The organism is Herbidospora mongoliensis, from assembly GCF_001570545.1.
Lineage (GTDB): Bacteria > Actinomycetota > Actinomycetes > Streptosporangiales > Streptosporangiaceae > Herbidospora > Herbidospora mongoliensis.
The window spans coordinates 393,426-410,753 of the sequence record NZ_BBXD01000014.1; the positions used below are offsets into that span (position 1 = coordinate 393,426).

Below are 17,328 nucleotides of genomic sequence, written 5' to 3' on the forward strand. Positions count from 1 at the left end.
CCGGCCCAGGAAAGAGGCGGGACTGTCATATTCGATCATCGACATCAGGTGAAAGGGCCATCACTATCTCTGCTCCGGAGTCAGGACGCGTCGGGTCCGGTCCCCGGTCCATGCCGCTTCGAGGATCGCGGTCAGGCTGGCGGTGTCGGTCGGGCCTGGATGGTTCTGGATCAAGCGGGTGACGCCACCGGCCATCTCCGCGAAGCGCGGGAGGTCGGCGCGTGCCACGCCGATGTCCGCCAAGGTGGCAGGGATGCCGATGTCGGCGAGGAGCCAGTCGAGCCAGGTGAGGAACGTATCCGCGGCCTCGGCATCCGAGGCGTCGGTCACGTCGAGCCCGCACACCCTGGCGAGGATGGCCAGCCGGTCGCTGATGGCATCCCTGGCCGCGTCCAGCGCGTAGGGCAGCAGCAGGCCGACGCCCAGGCCGTGCGGTGTGTGGGTGGCTGCGCCGATGGGGTACTGGAGGGCGTGCGGAGCCCCGTTGCCCGCGTGGGAGAACGCGAGCCCGGCCAGCATGGACCCGTAGGACATGTCCGCGCGCGCCTCCTTGTCGCCTCCGTGCCTGACGGCACGGGGCAGGCTGCGGGCGATCCGCTCCGCGGCCAGGAGCGCGTAGTGATCGGTGATCGAGTTGCGGCCGAAGAAGACCTGCTCCACCGGGTCGCGCGGTCCGTGGGGCCGGGGTCGCGCGGTGTAGCTCTCCACGGCGTGACAGAACGCGTCGATGCCGGAGTACGCGGTGACGGTCGCAGGGCAGCTGTAGGTGAGCTCGGGGTCGACGATGGCGAAGTCGGGCACGATGTGGACGCTGGAGACCCCGACCTTCAGTGCGCGGTCCGGGTCGGTCAACACCGAGACGGGCGTGAGCTCGGAGCCGGTGCCTGACGTCGTCGGGACCGCGACGAGAGGGATCGTGGGCCCCGGCACCCTCGACTCGCCGTAGAAGTCGCGCGGCGTCCCACCGTGGCGCCGGATGACGCCGACGATTTTGGCGAGGTCGATCACCGTGCCGCCCCCGATGGCGAGGATGACGTCGGCGTCCACCTCCGCGGCGGCCGAGACGGCCAGGGCGACATCGGAGAGTGGCACGTCCGGCGTCGCGTCGGCGAACACCCCGACGACGTCGACCTTCTCCCGCACGGCGGCCACGATCTCGGCCACGCCCGGCTGCCCCAGAAGAACCCGGTCGGTCACGATGAGGACGCGCGAGCCACACTCGGCCACCACTCGTGGGATGTTCTGCGCGACCCCTTCGCCCACAATCAGCTGGCGTGGTCCGCGGACGGTCTCAAGCATGTCAGTGCCTCTCTGGAACGTCGGCGGTGATGTGCTGGGCGGACGTCCAGGTCACCTGGAGCAGCGGGCCGGTCACGGCAGGTCGATCGCCGCGTAGGTGACGTCGAGGTACTCGAGGATGCCCTCGTGCGACCCCTCCTTGCCGATGCCCGACTGCTTCACGCCTCCGAACGGAGCCGACGGGTCGGAGATCAGACCACGGTTGATGCCGATCATCCCCGTCTCCAGCCTCTCGGTGAACCGGAGCGCGCGCTGGAGGTCACGGGTGAAGACGTATCCGACCAGGCCGTGTTCAGTGTCGTTGGCCTTCGCGATCACCTCGTCGTCGGAGGTGAACGAGATGATCGGCGCGACCGGGCCGAAGATCTCCTCCTCCAGCATCAGCGCGTCTTCCGGCACGTCGACGAGGACCGTGGGCGGGTAGAAGTGGCCCGGCCCATCCGGACGCTCGCCGCCCACCAGGACACGGGCGCCGCGATTGACCGCGTCGGCGACGAGCTCGTCGATCTTGGCGACCGAGGCCTCGTCGATCAACGCCCCGACGTTCACACCGTCGTCGAGACCATGGCCCACCGTGAGCGCGCCCATCCGCTTGGCGAAGCGCGCCGTGAACTCCTCGCGCACCGGCTCCTCGACGTAGATGCGGTTGGCCGCGATGCAGGACTCCCCGATGTTGCGCATCTTGGCCACCATGGCACCGTCGACCGCGACGTCCAGGTCGGCGTCGGCGCACACGATCAAGGCCGCGTTGCCGCCCAGTTCCATGGAGGTGCGCAGCACGTTGTCCGCCGCCTGTCGCAGCAGCACGCGCCCGACCTCGGTCGATCCGGTGAACGAGAGCTTGCGGGTCCGGCGGTCGGCCAGCAGTGCCGAGACCACCGCGCCGGAGCGCTTGGTCGTCACGACGTTGACGACGCCCGGGGGAACGCCGACCTCCTCCATGATGCGGGCCAGCAGCAGCATGGTGAGTGGCGTCTGGGCGGCCGGCTTGGTGATCGTCGTGCAGCCCGCCGCCAGCGCGGGAGCGATCTTGCGGGCACCCATGGCCAGCGGGAAGTTCCACGGCGTCACGAAGACGCACGGTCCGACCGGCTTCGGCACGGTGAGGATGCGATAGCCACCACCGGGAGCGGTGTTGTAGCGCCCCTCGACGCGCACCGCCTCCTCGGCGAACCAGCGGAAGAACTCGGCGCCGTAGGCCACCTCTCCCCGAGCCTCGGCGAGCGGCTTGCCCATCTCGAGCGTGATCAGCCGGGCGACCTCCTCGGATCGCTCGGTCAGTGCCCGGTACGTCGCGGTCAGCAACTCTGACCGTTTCCGCGGCGGGGTGGCCGCCCACTCCGCCATCGCCTCGCTCGCCGCGTCCAGGGCGGCGAGCCCGTCGGCGACGTCGGCGTCCGCCACCTCGGCGATCGTCTTGCCGGTGGCCGGGTCCTCGACGGCGAAGGTGGCGCCGCCGGCGGCGTCGCGCCAGGCGTCGCCGATCCGGAGCCGCCGATGCTCGGGGGCCAGGGCGTTCATCGGGTCACTCATTGCGTCCCTCCTGCGATGTTCTTGGTGATGTCCACCGTGACCTCAGCGACCGGCCTCGGAGAGCGCCAGCCCGGTGCCCGCGTCGAACAGGTGCGCGCGGTCCAGGTCGACCGTGACCTGCAGCCGCTCGCCCGGCGTACCGGTGACGGTGGGCCTGGCCTTGACCTTGAGGATCTCCGTCCCCACCCGGACGTCGACCACCGTTCGGTCACCGAGCGGTTCAAGGCCGTACAGCTCACCCGGCAACGACGTGTCCCCACGCCGCTCGACGGACAGGTCCTCCGCCCGCAGGCCCAGCAGCAGCGGACGACCGTCTTCGGCCGTGGTCCAGCGGGGCCGCGGCAGCGTCCAGCCGGCCTCCCCGACCAGACGATCTCCCTCGGCGTGGCAGGCGAGCAGGCTGATCGCCGGGCTCCCGACGAAGCCCGCGACCCACTGGTTGGCCGGGCGCTCGTACACCTCGGTCGGCGTGCCGACCTGCTGCACCTTGCCCTCTTTGAGGACCGCGACGTAGTCGGCCATGGACAGGGCCTCGACCTGGTCGTTGGTCACGTAGACGAAGGTTCCGCCGAGGCTCCGGTGGATGCGGGTGAGCTCGGTACGCATCTCGACGCGGAGCTTGAGGTCGAGGTTGGTCAGCGGCTCGTCCATGAGGAACGCGCGCGGGCTACGGACCAGCGCCCGCGCCAGGGCGACACGCTGCATCTCACCGCCCGACATCTGCGCGGGACGACGCTGCAGCAGACGTTCGATGTGCAGCAGGCTCGCCATCCGCTCGACGGCGTCGGCGATCTCGCTCGAAGTACGGCGACGTGCCCGCAGTGGCGAGGCGATGTTCTCGTACGCCGTGAGTCGCGGGTAGAGGGCGTAGCTCTGGAAGACCATGGCCAGGTCGCGGTCGGCCGGGGCGTCGCCGGTCGCGTCCCGCCCGTCCAGATGCACCGACCCGGCGTCGAGCTTCTCAAGGCCGGCGATCGCCCGCAGGGTCGTCGTCTTGCCCGCCCCGGAGGGCCCGAGCACGACGAAGAACGAGCCGTCCGGTACGTCCAGCGTCACCCCGTCGAGGGCCTGGACCTTGCCGAAGGACTTGCGCAGCCCGTTTACCGCCACGGTTCCCATCAGGCCACCAGCTCTTCCGTGCTCACGTCGTAGACCGGCGGAGGCCCGCCGGTGTGCCGCAGCCCGACCGGTGCGTCAGCGGCGAAACGGATCGTCGGCGCCATCCGAACCCGGACGTCGCGTGGGCCGCCGTGGTCGACCACGTAGATGATCTCGTCGCCCAGCCACTCGGCCGAGATCACACGGGCCGGGACCGAACCTTCCGCCCCCGGTTCCGTGACCTCCAGCGCCTCCGGCCGGACGCCTGCGACCAGGGAACGGTCACGCGGCACACCTGGCGGTGGCGTGAGGGCCAGCCCGCTCTTGCTGCGCAGCTTCCCGTCGGCCACCTCCACCTCGATCAGGTTCATCGGCGGGGAGCCGATGAACGCGGCGCAGAAAAGACTCGCCGGACGGTCGTAGACCTCCAGCGGCGTGCCGATCTGCTCGACGCGGCCCTTGTTGAGGATGGCGATCCGGTGACCGAGCGACATCGCCTCGACCTGGTCGTGGGTGACGTAGACCATCGTGGTCCCCAGCTCGCCCTGCAGGTGCTTGATCTCCGTGCGCATGTCCGCCCGGAGCTCGGCGTCCAGGTTGGTGAGGGGTTCGTCCATGAGGAACGCGCGCGGTCGTCGCACCAGGGCGCGGGCGAGCGCGACACGCTGCTGCTCCCCGCCGGACAGCCGGTGCGGTCGCCGGTCCAGAAGCTCGCCGAGCCGCATCAGCCGGGCGGCCTCTTCGACCCGCTCCTGCACCTCCGGCTTGGGCAGTCCTTCGGCCCGCAGGGGGAAGGCCAGGTTGTCGCGGGTGTTCAGGTGCGGGTAGAGAGCGTAGAACTGGAACACCATGGCGATGTCGCGATCGGCGGGCGGCAGGTCGTTGACCAGCGTGTCGCCGATGTGGATGTCGCCCGTCGTCTGCCGCTCCAGGCCGGCGATGGCCCGCAGGGTGGTCGTCTTGCCGCACCCCGAGGGGCCGAGCATCACGAACAGCTCGCCGTCCTGGATGGACAGGTCCACGTGCTCGACCGCGACCGTCCCGTCCGGGTAGCGCTTGTGCAACGCGGTGACCTCGATGCCCGCCATCAGCGTCGCACCGCCCCGAGCGTCACGCCGGCGACGAGGTGCTTGCGCACCAGGTAGGCGAAGACGAGCACCGGTAGGGCGAACACCACGGAGGCGGCGGCCACGAGACCCCAGTCGACGGTGGTTCCACCGATGAGGCCGGCGATGGCGGGTGGGGCCGTCCGCACGCTGTCACTGGAGGTGAGGAAGATGGCGAACACGAACTCGTTCCACGAGAAGATGAGGGCGAAGACCGCCGTCGCGGCGATGCCGGGCAGCAGCAGGGGAAGAGTGAATTTCCAGAACGCCTGCAGGCGGGTGTAGCCGTCGAGCATGGCGGCGTCCTCGTACTCCGCGGGCACCTCGTCGACGAACCCCTTCATCATCCAGATCGTGAACGGGACGTTGAACGCGGTGTAGATGAGGATCAGGCCGAGCTTGTTGTCGATGAGCCCGAGCTGGCGGTACATGAGGAAGATCGGGATCACGACCACCACGGGCGGCATGAACCGCGTGGACAGGATGAAGAACAGCTGGTCCTTCTTGGCCTTCACGGCGAAGCGCGAGTAGGCCCAGGCCGCCGGAACCCCCAGCACGGTGGCCAGCACCGTGGAGACCCCGGCGACCACGACGGAGTTGAGGAAGGCGGTCGACAGGGACGAGCGACCGGTGGAGTCGACGAACACGTCCTTGAAATGGTCCAGCGTGACCGTGAAGTTGAAGAACTTGGCCGGAATGGCGTAGACGTCCCGGTTCTCCTTGAACGCCGTCTCGATCATCCACAGCACCGGGAAGAGCATCACCACGGCCAGCACGGTCAGCAGCGCGATCTCCAGCACGGAGCGGCCCCGGCCGCTGGTGCGGCGCGCGGGCGACGTGCGACCCCTGGCAGGACCTGTGGACACGGTCTTGTCGACGGAGACGGCCATCAGTCCTCCTTGAGCTTGTTGAGGTAGCGCATGTAGAGCTGCGCGAGGACGATGACGATGAGGACCATGAGGATCCCGTACGCCGAGGCGGTTCCGGTGTTGAAGCCCAGGAACGCCACCTTGTAGACGTGGAACGACAACGTCTCGGTGGAGACGCCCGGACCTCCGCTGGTGAGGATGTAGACGAGGTCGAACAGCCGGAATGCCTCGATGGCCCGGAACAGCACGGCGATGAGGAGCAGCGGCCACACCAGCGGAAGGGTGATGGTGCGGAACCGGAACCACTCGGACGCCCGGTCGATCGAGGCGGCCTCGTACAGATATTTGGGGACCGCGGTGAGGCCCGCGAGTGCGATGAGCATGATGAACGGCGTCCACTGCCAGGTGTCGACCACGATCAGGGAGATCAGCGCCGTGTTCTGCCGGGTGAGCCACTCCACCGGTCCCACGCCGAGCGAGCCGAGCAGGCTGTTGATCACGCCGAACTGCGCGTCGAGCATGAACTTCCAGAACAGCCCGACCACGACCGGCGACAGCATCATCGGAACCAGGAACAGCGTGGTCAGCAGTCCTCGCCCGTTCGTGCGCCGTGAGATCAGGTAGGCGATGGAGAAGCCGAGCACGATCTGCAGGGCGACCGCGCCGACCACGTAGATCAACGTCGTCAGGGCCCTCATATGGACCTGCGCCGACGTCAGGATGGCGGTGTAGTTCTCGAACCAGACGAAATTGGCCGACCCCCCGCGGGTGGCCGAGTAGTCGGTGAACGACAGGTACAAGGCCCACAGCAGCGGAAACACCGACATCGCGAGCAGCAGCAGCAGCGCCGGGGAGATGAAGGCCACCGTGAGCCATCGGTCGCTCAACCGGCGGGACCGCCCCCGTGCGGGCGGCGTCGCAGCCGCCTGCACGGGGTGGTCCGTCGTCAGGGTGACGGGGTCACTCACAGCCCGCCGCCGCCCTTACCGCTGCCCGCGTCGAGCACGGCCTGCTGCTCCTTGGCGATGTCGTCGAGAGCCTGCTTCGGCGGCTTCGCGCCGTTGAGAGCCGCGTTCACGTTGGTGTTCTCGATGTCGACGAGGCGCGCGTACTCAGGGACGTTCCACATGTCCCGCATCCGCGAGACCGAGTCGGTGTACACCTTGTTGAACGGCCCGGCGTTGAGGAACTCGGGCGACTGCAGGGCGTCCGTACGCGACGGCACGCCGCCGGCGGCGGCCCACTTCTTCTGGACGTCAGCCTGCTCGAACCACTTCATGAAGTTGAGCGCCTCGGCCTGCTTCTCCGGGGAGGAGTAGGCCGACACGTGCATGCCCATGCCGCCGAGAGGCACCAGGTCCGTCTTCTGGCTCGGCAGGGTGGCGAAGCCCAGCTTGCCGAGGATCTCCTCACGCGTGGTGCCGAGCGTCGACTGCTTCGGGTCGAGCAGGCCGCCGCTCGCGGCGATCCAGTTGAACGCGATGCAGGCCTTGCCCTGGGCGACCGCCGCGTTCACCTCGTCGATGAACCAGTTGCCGGAGCCCGGGGCGGTCAGCGGCTTCATCTTGTTGACCAGGACGTCCATCGCCTCCTGGCCCGCGGCGTCGTTCATGATGCCGTTGATCTTGCGCGCCTTGGGGTCCCAGAGGTTGCCGCCGTAGATGCCGTTCACCGTGTTGTAGGTGACGGCCGCGGCGTCGGAGCCGTTGGCCTGGTGGAAGGCCAGCCCGCTGACGCCGGGGTTGTCCGTCTGGCACTTCTGGGCGACCGAGATCATCTCGTCCCAGGTCTTCGGCGGGTTGTCGCCGATCAGGTCCTTGCGGTAGATCATCGTCCAGGTGTCGCCGAGCAGCGGCAGTCCGTACAGGCTGGCGTTCTCGTCGCGCTTGCCCGTCTCCGCCTGGGGGTACTGGCCGTAGGCCGCCAGGAGGTACGGGTTGTAGGCGTTGACGTCGATGTTCTTCTTGACGAAGTCGGTGAGGTCGAGGATGTTGCCGTTCGTCACGGCCTCACCGATGTGCTGCGAGTCCAGGATCGGGATGTCGAAGTCGGTCTTGTGCGCCGCGAACTGGGTGAACATGGCGTCGTGCCAGTTCGCGTTCGGCACGGTGTTGACCTTGATGGTCACGTTCGACCGACCTTTGGTGTACTCCGCGTTCGCGAAGGCTTCCAGCGCGTGGGCGGGGGGCCAGTCGAACCAGATGAAGCTGAGCGTCAGCGGGTCCTTGGTGAGCTCCGGGATGTCCGCCGGGGCCTTGGGGGCGCTCGTCGCGCCTTCGTCCGCGCCGCCGCCGCAAGCCACGGCCGTGGCCAGCAACATGGCTGCCACGGACAGTCGTCCTATTCGCTTCGGGTACCGCATCTTCGTGCCTGCTTTCTGGGTGTGGACCACTGGAGCCTTGCTGCGTACTTCGCCGAGCAGGGGGGTTGTTCAGGCGTGTTGCCGGCTGTCGCAGGGGCTGACCCGCAGACCGGCGTCACGGGTACGCCGCGACGTATGGGGGGCTTCAATCAAGCGAGAAGTCCTTCGGTGCCCGCACGGCCGGTGGCGGACCATGCAGGACGTGGAACATGCTCAGGGGGAGCTCCAACTGATCGAATCGGAGCGGTGGCGCGCGGTTACGCGTGAGTTAAAGATGGGTGACATCCGCCACCTTTCCTATACGATCCGGGTTGGGGCGTCAACATCCCGCAAAATTTGGACCGATGTCAACAGGTTCCCGTAAGCCCAAGAAAGGACCCCACGTCACGATGGACGACGAAGCGACGATCGCGCGGCGACGATCGCGCGGCCGGCTCGCCGACGAGGTGTACGAGACGCTGCTCGGACAGCTCATGTCGCTACGGATCGAGCCTGGCGCCCGCGTCACGATCGACGTCCTGGCGCGAGAGCTGGGGGTCTCGCAGACGCCGATCCGAGACGCCCTGAACCGCATGGAGGCCGAGGGCCTGGTCGTGCGCGTGCCCCATGCCGGCTATCGCATTCCCCCCCAGATCACCCGTCAGCGATTCGAGGACATGCTCGAGCTCCGCCTCCTCCTCGAACCGGCGGCGGCGCGCAGATCCGCCGAGCGCGCATCCTCGAAACAGGTGGCCGGCCTGCGAAGAATGCTGGAGGAGATGGCGGAGCTCGAGGGGGGCAGCGGGATCGTGGCCTACGGCGCCTTCGGGCTGCGCGACGCCGCCTTTCACGATCTCGTCGCCCTGAGCGCGGAGAACGAGGTCATCCGCGAGGCGCTCGCCCGCCTGCACACGCACGTGCACCTGTTCCGGCTCGTCCACGACACCCAGGTCACCCACCTGGCCATGGCCGAGCACGAAGACGTTCTGACCGCGATCGCCGCGCGCGACCCCGACGCCGCCGCCTACGCCATGCGCCGGCACATCCTGCGGTCCGGCGAGCGGTTCCGGCGGTTGTTCGACGAGGCGAAGGACGCGGACGGAATGGCCGTAAAGGCTTGACGGGCGGGCTGGGTCGAGGAATGCTAACCCAACCGGATCGGATTGGATCCGATCCACCTTACGTGCCCCAGATGCGAGGAGAAGTAGGTGCCCAGAGCGCTGCTTCTGGCCGGCGATGCCGCCGAGGAGCTCGACACGATGTATCCCTACTACCGCGTGCAGGAGGCCGGTTGGGACGTCGACGTCTCGTCACGGACGTTGCGTGACATTCAGCTCGTCATCCACGAGTTTGACCCCAACTCGGACGCCTACGTGGAGAAGAACGGCCGTAAGCTGCCGGTCGACGTACCCTGGTCCGAGGTCGACGTCGAACTCTATGACGCCCTCATCATCCCCGGAGGCCGTGCCCCCGAGTGGATCCGCGTCGACCCCGACGTCCGGCGCATCACCGAGCACTTCTTCGCGCGTGACCTCCCCATCGCGCTGGTGTGCCACGGTGCGCAGGTGCCGGCGGTGTACGGGCTGCTGAAGGGCCGGAGGGTGGCGTGCTTCCCTCCCATCACCGGTGACATGGAGAACGCGGGCGCGACGGTCATCGACGCTCCCGACGTGGTGGACGGGAACCTTGTCTCCTGCCGCGGCTGGCCGGACATGCCGCAGTTCGGCCGGGCGATGATCGACCTCTTCTCGAAGTCCCTCAACGCCTGACCTGTCTCGATGACGGCACTTCGGACAGTCACAGTCGATGGCTCCCCCGTACATGTCATGGAGAGCGGCACCGGACCCGCGGTGCTGATGCTGCACGGCTCTGGACCCGGTACGACCGGATCCGGAGCCTGGGCGGCGACGGCGCAGGAGCTGGGCACGTCCTGGCGCCTGGTCGCTCCTGACCAGGCGGGGTTCGGCCGCACACCCATCCCGGCGGGTTCCGGGGGTGGGCTCCGGATGTGGACGGAGCAGGCCGCGGGCCTGATGGATGCTCTCGGCGTCGAGCACTACGCCGTGGTGGGCCACTCCATGGGCGGTGCCGTGGCGCTGGCGTTGGCGGCCGCGCGTCCCCAGCAGGTCACCCATGTCGTGGCGGTCTCGACGATGGGCGCCCCCGGGGCGCCGCTGTCCGCCGACCTCGACGCGATCTGGGCCGCCCCCGCCGGCCCGCTCGGGGCACGGGACATGATGAGTCGCCTCGTCCTCGACCAAGCGCTCGTGACCGAGTCGGCCGTCGCCGCCCGTGCGGCTGCGATGCAAGCGGGGGAGACCGCATTCGCGTCGTTGTTCCCTCCGCCCAGGGCACGGTGGAACGACGACCTCACCCTCTCGGCGCAGACGCTGGCAGGGATCCGCGCGCCCGTGCTGCTCGTCCACGGCGCCGAGGACCGAGTCACCCCGCTCGGGCCGGCAGCCCTGCCCCTGCTCGAACACCTGGCCGATGTCCGTCTGCACGTGCTCGGCCGATGCGGACACGTGCCGGCGCTCGAGCACCCGCACGACTTCAGGCGACTCCTGTCGTGCTTCCTCGGCCGGGAACGAGGTCACTAGTCGCTGCGACGGGTCCGCAGGCAGGCCCCGGATGTCACCAGACGACCGTGCGGTCCCCGGCGGTCTCGTTCTCCAAGCGGGTGCGTTCCCGCACGTCGACCGTCACGCAGACCTTGTCGCCGATGAAGGCCTCCCGCCAGACGTAGCCGTACACGCAGGACTGCGGCCCCCAGGGGCCGTTGGTCCAGCGCGCCAACGCCGAGTAGTTGGCGTACTGGGCCTCGTCGTGGACGGCCTGGGTCACGCAGACGTAGTCGCTGTCGTCGGCGACGCGCCACACATAGCCGGGCTTACAGGTGTTCGGGCCGTAGAAGTGCTTGGCGGGGTTGGTCCGGTCGGGGGCGGCCTGGTTGTCGAGCACGATCTGCCGCGCGGTGACCGAAGGCACGCAGACGGTGTCGTTCGGAGTGACCAGGCGGTGGACCGTGTTGAGGATGCATCTACCGTTCGAGGCCACCCGGTTCGGCGCGTCCTGGTTGTCCGACTGAGTCTCGTAGTAGGTGGCCATGGGGACACACACCTTGTCGCCCGATACCGCGTTGCGGAAGGTGTGGCCGGCGATGCATTTGGTCGTGATGTCGGTGGTGATGGTCACCATGGCGTGGTCGGACGCCACCGAGTCGATTTTGATGGTGACACCGTTGGCGTTCACCTCCGTGGCAGGGCTGGTCGGACGCCCAGTCGCGTCGTGGTTCATCAGCACCATGGTCGCGCCCTGGTAGCCCCTCCAATTCTTGTCGCCCTTGTCGACTTCGTGGATGAGGGCGACGACGCCTTCCGGGATGCCCGAGCTGACTTCGATCCGCTTGCGGAACTCGACGGTGTAGTAACGCCGCAGGTCCTGCGGGTCGAAAGGAATCCGGACCAGCAGGGTGCCGGGTAGGTGAGGCTGCTCCAGCGGGGCCAGCCTGACGGTCATGCTGGTCCGGCCGTCCTGCCCCGCGGTCAGCACCCGCGGGTAGGGGATCCAGCCTGCTCTGTCCATGTTCGGGCCGTTGAACCCGACCAGGCCCCTGCCGAATCGCGCCGTCTGGGCGGCATAGTGGGTCTGGGCGGTCATGATGTCCCACGGGTCGGCGTAACGCAGCTTCCTCTCGTTCGCCGTGTCGTCCTCGGCCTTGGCGAAGGAGTCGTCGTAGCCGTAGCTGTGCAGCATCTCGTGGACGGCCAGCCCGGACGCGTGGAAGAACTCCGAGTCGATCACGACCCGCCCACGACCATCACCGCCGGATTCGAGGTCGGGGTCGTTGAGCATGACCGCGATGCGATGGTCGGCGGGCGGGGTGTACCCCTGAGCTTTCGCGGTCTCCAGGCACTGATCGACTTTCCTGGGGCGGTTGGCCGCGTTGACCTGCGCATACGTGTACGGCATCGTGAACCAGCCCTTGACGACCGACATGGTCATGGTCGCCCGGCCGCGTGACTGCAGGTCGAAGAAATCGTGCACGCCCCCCTGTCCCGCGCCCTTAGGCAGGTAGAGGTCCTCGAAGAAGCTCGGCGGCTGTTGCTCCGCCGGCCGGTCGGCGAGCTTGCACAGCAGGATGGACCACTTCAGGTACCCCTGGATCGGGGTGGCGCTCGCGGGCTGCCCGGGTAACAGCAGGACAGTGAACAGCGCGGCCAGGGCCGCCGTAAGGATTCTTCTCACGAGAGGCAATCAAGCCATCGCGAGCTTGCGCCTGACTTGTGACCCAGTCAGACGCCGACACGGCTGTACGCACGGCGTCGGTCGACCGACCAGTGAGTCGCAACTGAGACCCAAGGCGGACCAGAAACGATCTTTTGAGGCTGGGTCGCGCCGTGCGTCGGATGTCGGCTTTGCAGGCGACCACGCGCCGCGACCGCCAGAGAAACGATCCGAGGAGGAGCTTCTTGTGCGGCACTCATTGAGGACGGTCTTGTCCCTCATCCTGCTGCTCGCGACACTGGCGGTGATCAACGCAGCGCCCGCGGCCGCCGACCCTGGCTGCCGTGAGGGAGACACCCGCCCGATCTGCAACGACGATCCCGATCCGCCGGGAGCTCACGACCCCGAAGGGACGCTGACGGCGGTCGTCCGGCAGATCAACGGGATCCAGGTCATCGGCCAGGCCCACGATCCGAGCGATCCGACCAGCCCGGTCACGGTGGACATCACTGTCGATGGCACCCGGGTCGGCAGTGTGACGGCCAACCAGGGTCAGTCGCAGACGTTCGACGGCGTGGTGCCGCCGCGGGCCGGCGGCCAGGTGTGCGCCAAGGTGCGCAACATGGGCGCCGGAGTGGACAAGAGCATCGGGTGCGTCACCAAGACGATCAAGGTCGACCCGTTCGGGGCCTGGGAGTCGACGGTCAAGGAGGGCGAAGAGAACCGGGTGAAGGGCTGGGTCATCGACCCGGACACCATCGCCCCCGTGCAGATCGACGTGTACGACGAGAGCAAGTTCGTCGGGTCGATCATCGCCGACAAGCCGCGTCCCGATGTCGGTGACGCCAACCCGGGTTACGGTAACCACCACGGCTTCGACGCGCTCCTGCCGAGGCACCCGGTCGACGGCGAGCACCAGGTCTGCCTGGTCATGATCAATGCGGGACCGGGCGCGCACTCCGACTTCGGCTGCAGGCCCTATACGGTCCGGCACCTGCCGTGGGGCGCGGTCGACCAGGTCAAGCGCACCGGTACGGACCTGAGGGTCGTCGGCTGGGCGGTCGACGACGACGCCAAGACCTCACCGGTGACGGTCGACGTCTACCTCGACGGGAAGCTCGTGCACAATGCCGTCGCCAACCAGTACCGCGAGGAGGTCGGCCGTGACCTGCCCGGCTACGGGGCCGACCACGGTTACGACTTCACCCTGCCCAACCTCATCAAGATTGAGACGGGCAAGCACACCGTTTGTGTCAGGGCCCGGAACCTGGCCGCAGGTGTGGGAGCCGACAGGGAACTCGGCTGCAAGGACGTGACGATCGAGGCTCCGGTCGAACCGCCGAACTTCAATATCGGCTATGAAGACATCACCGACACGACGCTCAACTTCCGCTGGGAGCCGGATCCGAACGCCGACCTGTACACACTTACCAAAGACATCGGCACTGGGTGGGTTCCCGCAGGTTCCCAGGCCGCGTCCAGCAGTCCGTCTTACAAATTCACCGGACTGGCGCCGGGTACCGCCGTCTGCCTGCGGGTCGTGTCCAGCAACGACAGGCCGAGCGAAGCTCGAAGCACCCAGTGCGCCCGAACCTACGATCCCATGCTGCCCAGGGCGTCGAACGTGTCCGTCATCCAGGCGACGGAGACGTCACTGACCCTGCAGTGGACGGACAACACCGACGGGGAACAGAGCTATCAGATCAGTTATGAGGTGGACGGCCGCGTGACGGACCACGAGATCGCGGCGAATCCGGGTACCGGCGTCATGACCCACACCATCACCGGACTCAAGACCAACACGCAATACCTCATCAAGGTACGCCCGTTCCACGCGTTGCATCTCATCACTCCCTGGCAGACGGCCCAGGGCTGGACCGGCGGCAAGCCCGTCATCACGTCATTCACCGGCAACTGGCGCCAGATCCACATCTGCGACTCCAAGGCCATCTCGCTCAGCTGGAAGGTGACCGCCGCGACGAAGATCCAGATCAAGCAGGGCGACAAAGTGATCCAGACCCTCGAGCGGAACACCCTGGACCTGTGGGAGGACACGATCGGTGTCGGCACCAGCGACGGCAACGTCGTCTACACCCTCATCGCGCACAATCCTTCGGGCCGGACGGCGTCCGCGACCTGGACGATCGCCCAGGTCGCCGGCTACGCGGTGGTCAACGATGTCGTGGTGACCAACCTCGGTTACCACAAGCTCGTCGCCAGGCTCTACGACCTCAACGGCTACTTCGTACGCGACATCGGCACCATCGCGGTCAATCAGCGCTGGACGTATCAGCCGCCTCGCTGCCAGGCCTACGACGTCCGGCTCTTCCGGGAGATTCCGGCTCCGCCGGTGACGCCGCGTCCGGGTCAGTCGCCGCCGCCCCCGCAGCCACCGACTTACCAGTTCGCCTGGAACACCGGGGCCGTCATCGGTCACGACCGCGGGAGCGTCAAGGAGTGGCTGGCCAACTGATCCCATAGACACTTGTGAGTGGTTCGCGCCGGTGCGGCCGGACCTGGGTTCGGTCCGCACCGGCGGGTTCCTCTACCGCGCGGCTTACCGTGCGGTGCAGGTCACTGCGGCTGGGGTGGCATTGGCGCCGTTCCAGGCGCCGTTGAAACCGAAAGAGGTGGTGCCGCCGGGGGTCAGCGCGCCGTTCCAGGACAGGTTGGTCACGGTGACGGCCGAGCCGCTGGCGGTGTGGGAGCCGTTCCACAGCTGGGTGATGGTCTGGCTGTTGGGGAAGGTCCAGGCGATGGTCCAGCCGGTGAGCGCGGTGGTGCCGGTGTTCTTCACCTCGACGGCCGCGCCGAAGCCGGTGGGCCACTGGTTGACGAGGGTGTAGGTCGCCGCGCAGGCCTTACCGCCGCTGGGGGATGGGCTGGGACTCGGCGACGGGCTCGGTGACGGGGAAGGGCTCGGGCTTGGCGACGGCGACGGCGAGGGTGACGGCGAGGGCGACGGCGACGGGCTGGGGCTCGGAGACGGAGACGGGCTTGGGCCGCCCGTGCCGGACTTTTCCGCCGTCCACGCGCCGACCCACGCCAGGACGGCGTTCCAGTTGATGGCGACCTCGTTCACCGACCAGGCGTCGATGTCGTCCAGGTAGCACTTCTGCGGACGGCAGCCGCTGAGGCGTTGCTGGGCGATCGGGTCCTGCAGGCCGCTGTTGGGGCCGCCGGCCAGGGAGCCGGCGGGGGCGATCGGCAGGGAGGAGTCGATCTGGTTGGCCCAGAACCGGTGGTGGACGTTGCGGGAGGGCTTGTCGCCGTAGCCGGTGACGTAGGAGTAGCCCATCGGGTTGCGGCCGAACTCGTAAGCCATCGTCTCGAACACCCCGGTGCGGAACCGCTCGGCGCCGGTGAAGTCGTGGGCCAGGGCCAGCAGCACCGCGTTGTTGAGGATCAGGTTGTTGGATCCCCAGATGTAGCCGCCGCCGGGGGGTTGGAAGGGCACCGGGTAGCCCTGGCCGCGCATCACGTTCAGCAGGCCGTCGGCCGCCGAGACGAACGAGGCGCGCAACTGCGTGCCGATGGACGAGGTCAGGCCGTTGGGCACCAGTGCCAGGGTGATGTCGCCGAGGCTGCCGACCTCCGACCACTGGGCGCCCTCGTTGGTGAAGCTGCGCCCGTAGTACAGCGAAGAGGAGGTCAGGTCGCTTCGGTAGGTCTGCTTGCCGGTGGTGGCGTACAGCTCGGCGGCGGCCCAGTAGAACTCGTCGCTCACCTTGTTGTCGACGTAGGAGCCGCCGCCGACGTCGTCGGAGGTGGGGGCGAGCCGGGACGGGTTGGCCTTGGCCGCGGTGTAGGCCTTCTCCGCGGCGGTCAGGCAGCGGGCGGAGAAGGAGGAGTCGATGGAGGCCCACACCCGGGCGCACTGGGCTGCGGCGGCGGCCAGGTTCAGGGTCGCCGTGGTGGTGGGCGCCGACAGCACCCGGGGCTGGGGATCCTGGTCGGGCCGTAGCGGCAGGCCGGTCCAGTTCGCGTCGTGCATCTTGTGGTGGGCCATGCCGGCCAGCGTCCGGCCGTCGGGGACCTGCATCTTGAGCAGGAAGTCGATCTCCCAGCGGGCCTCGTCGAGGATGTCGGGCACACCGTTGCCGCGCTCGGGGATGGACATGGTGCCGTCGCCGAAGGCCGTGGTGTCCGCGCCGGGGATGTTCCTGGCCCGTTCGTAGGCGTTGACCAGCTGCCAGGCCGACATGCCGCCGTTGATGACGTACTTGCCGTGGTCGCCGGCGTCGTACCAGCCGCCGCGCACGTCCAGCCGGTAGCCGCAGTCGCTGCGGCACGGCACATTGGCGTCGCCCTGGTTGGGGGAGACGTTCAGGTGACCGGCGGCGCGGGCGTACTGGCTGCCGCCGGCGTACTGGGAGGTGATCGCGATGCCGCTGCGCTGGTGGTAGAAGAACGCCAGCGCGTCGTAGGGCAGCTTCTTCCAGGCGGCGGTGCCGATGTCGAAGGGGTGGCTGGACTCGTTGTTCACGGTGAGCACGTAGTTGGTGCCGGTCCCGGTGTACGAGGAAAAGTCGATCTTGTGGACGGAGTCTCCGGAGGGGGAGTCGGCGCCGAAGACGGTAGTGGTGCCGCTCGCCACCACCTGGTCGGAGCTGTTCAGCAGGCTCCAGGCCAGGGGCGAGCCCGAACCGCTGATCACGGTCGCCTGTTTGGCGGCGCCGGGCACGTAGGCGACCTGGTTGACCTTGATGTTCTGGCCGAGCGCCGGGCGGGCGACGGCGTGGGCGGTCTCTGTGGTGGCGATCGCGGTGATCGATGCCGCGGTCAGGGCGACGGCCAGTGCCGCCGCCGATAGCCGCATCCGGCCTGAGGTGTTCACGTGGAGTCCTCTCAACCC

At 68.1% G+C, this 17,328-nt stretch carries 13 protein-coding genes; 4 read left to right on the forward strand and 9 right to left on the reverse strand.

Annotation, left to right across the window (positions count from 1 at the left end):
• Positions 1-63: 63 nt before the first annotated feature.
• From AW272_RS20750 to AW272_RS20780, 7 genes are all read right to left on the reverse strand, one after another.
• The gene (locus tag AW272_RS20750) at positions 64-1,299 is read right to left on the reverse strand and encodes an iron-containing alcohol dehydrogenase (RefSeq protein ID WP_066367621.1); all 1,236 of its coding nucleotides are present in this window, start codon (positions 1,297-1,299) and stop codon (positions 64-66) included.
• Between the two features lie 72 nt (positions 1,300-1,371).
• Positions 1,372-2,832 carry an NAD-dependent succinate-semialdehyde dehydrogenase gene (locus tag AW272_RS20755; protein ID WP_066367622.1) on the reverse strand — a complete coding sequence of 487 codons (1,461 nt, stop codon included), beginning with the start codon at positions 2,830-2,832 and terminating at the stop codon, positions 1,372-1,374.
• 42 nt (positions 2,833-2,874) lie between these two features.
• On the reverse strand, positions 2,875-3,951 hold the full coding sequence (locus tag AW272_RS20760) for an ABC transporter ATP-binding protein (protein ID WP_066367624.1): 1,077 nt from the start codon (positions 3,949-3,951) through the stop codon (positions 2,875-2,877).
• Positions 3,951-5,018, reverse strand: coding sequence for an ABC transporter ATP-binding protein (locus AW272_RS20765; protein ID WP_066367627.1), 1,068 nt, complete (start codon positions 5,016-5,018; stop codon positions 3,951-3,953). The genes AW272_RS20760 and AW272_RS20765 overlap by 1 nt, the downstream gene beginning before the upstream one ends.
• Positions 5,018-5,926 carry a carbohydrate ABC transporter permease gene (locus tag AW272_RS20770; RefSeq protein WP_066367630.1) on the reverse strand — a complete coding sequence of 303 codons (909 nt, stop codon included), beginning with the start codon at positions 5,924-5,926 and terminating at the stop codon, positions 5,018-5,020. Before AW272_RS20770 ends, AW272_RS20765 begins: the two co-directional genes overlap by 1 nt.
• A complete protein-coding gene (locus AW272_RS20775; protein WP_083958507.1) occupies positions 5,926-6,873 on the reverse strand; it encodes a carbohydrate ABC transporter permease in 948 nt (315 codons plus the stop codon). Before AW272_RS20775 ends, AW272_RS20770 begins: the two co-directional genes overlap by 1 nt.
• On the reverse strand, positions 6,870-8,225 hold the full coding sequence (locus tag AW272_RS20780; RefSeq protein WP_245657652.1) for an extracellular solute-binding protein: 1,356 nt from the start codon (positions 8,223-8,225) through the stop codon (positions 6,870-6,872). Before AW272_RS20780 ends, AW272_RS20775 begins: the two co-directional genes overlap by 4 nt.
• Positions 8,226-8,656: 431 nt before the next feature.
• On the opposite strand from AW272_RS20780, the gene AW272_RS20785 reads away from it, so the two are divergent.
• The 3 genes from AW272_RS20785 to AW272_RS20795 all read left to right on the forward strand — a co-directional run bounded on the left by AW272_RS20785 (position 8,657) and on the right by AW272_RS20795 (position 10,846).
• Positions 8,657-9,367, forward strand: a complete 711-nt coding sequence (locus AW272_RS20785; protein ID WP_066367637.1) for a GntR family transcriptional regulator — start codon at positions 8,657-8,659, stop codon at positions 9,365-9,367.
• Between the two features lie 87 nt (positions 9,368-9,454).
• Positions 9,455-10,015 carry a DJ-1/PfpI family protein gene (locus tag AW272_RS20790; protein ID WP_066367639.1) on the forward strand — a complete coding sequence of 187 codons (561 nt, stop codon included), beginning with the start codon at positions 9,455-9,457 and terminating at the stop codon, positions 10,013-10,015.
• A 57-nt stretch (positions 10,016-10,072) separates the two neighbouring features.
• Positions 10,073-10,846, forward strand: coding sequence for an alpha/beta fold hydrolase (locus tag AW272_RS20795; protein WP_218010986.1), 774 nt, complete (start codon positions 10,073-10,075; stop codon positions 10,844-10,846).
• A gap of 34 nt (positions 10,847-10,880) precedes the next feature.
• Here AW272_RS20795 and AW272_RS20800 read toward each other — a convergent pair whose 3' ends face one another.
• Positions 10,881-12,494, reverse strand: coding sequence for a hypothetical protein (locus tag AW272_RS20800; protein ID WP_066367649.1), 1,614 nt, complete (start codon positions 12,492-12,494; stop codon positions 10,881-10,883).
• Positions 12,495-12,744: 250 nt separating this feature from the next.
• Between AW272_RS20800 and AW272_RS20805 the strand changes: the two genes are divergently transcribed.
• Entirely contained in the window at positions 12,745-14,946 is a 2,202-nt protein-coding gene (locus AW272_RS20805; protein ID WP_066367651.1) for a fibronectin type III domain-containing protein, read from the forward strand.
• A gap of 84 nt (positions 14,947-15,030) precedes the next feature.
• On the opposite strand, the gene AW272_RS20810 is transcribed toward AW272_RS20805, so the two are convergent.
• Positions 15,031-17,310, reverse strand: a complete 2,280-nt coding sequence (locus AW272_RS20810) for a glycoside hydrolase family 9 protein (protein WP_218010987.1) — start codon at positions 17,308-17,310, stop codon at positions 15,031-15,033.
• Positions 17,311-17,328 lie beyond the last annotated feature (18 nt).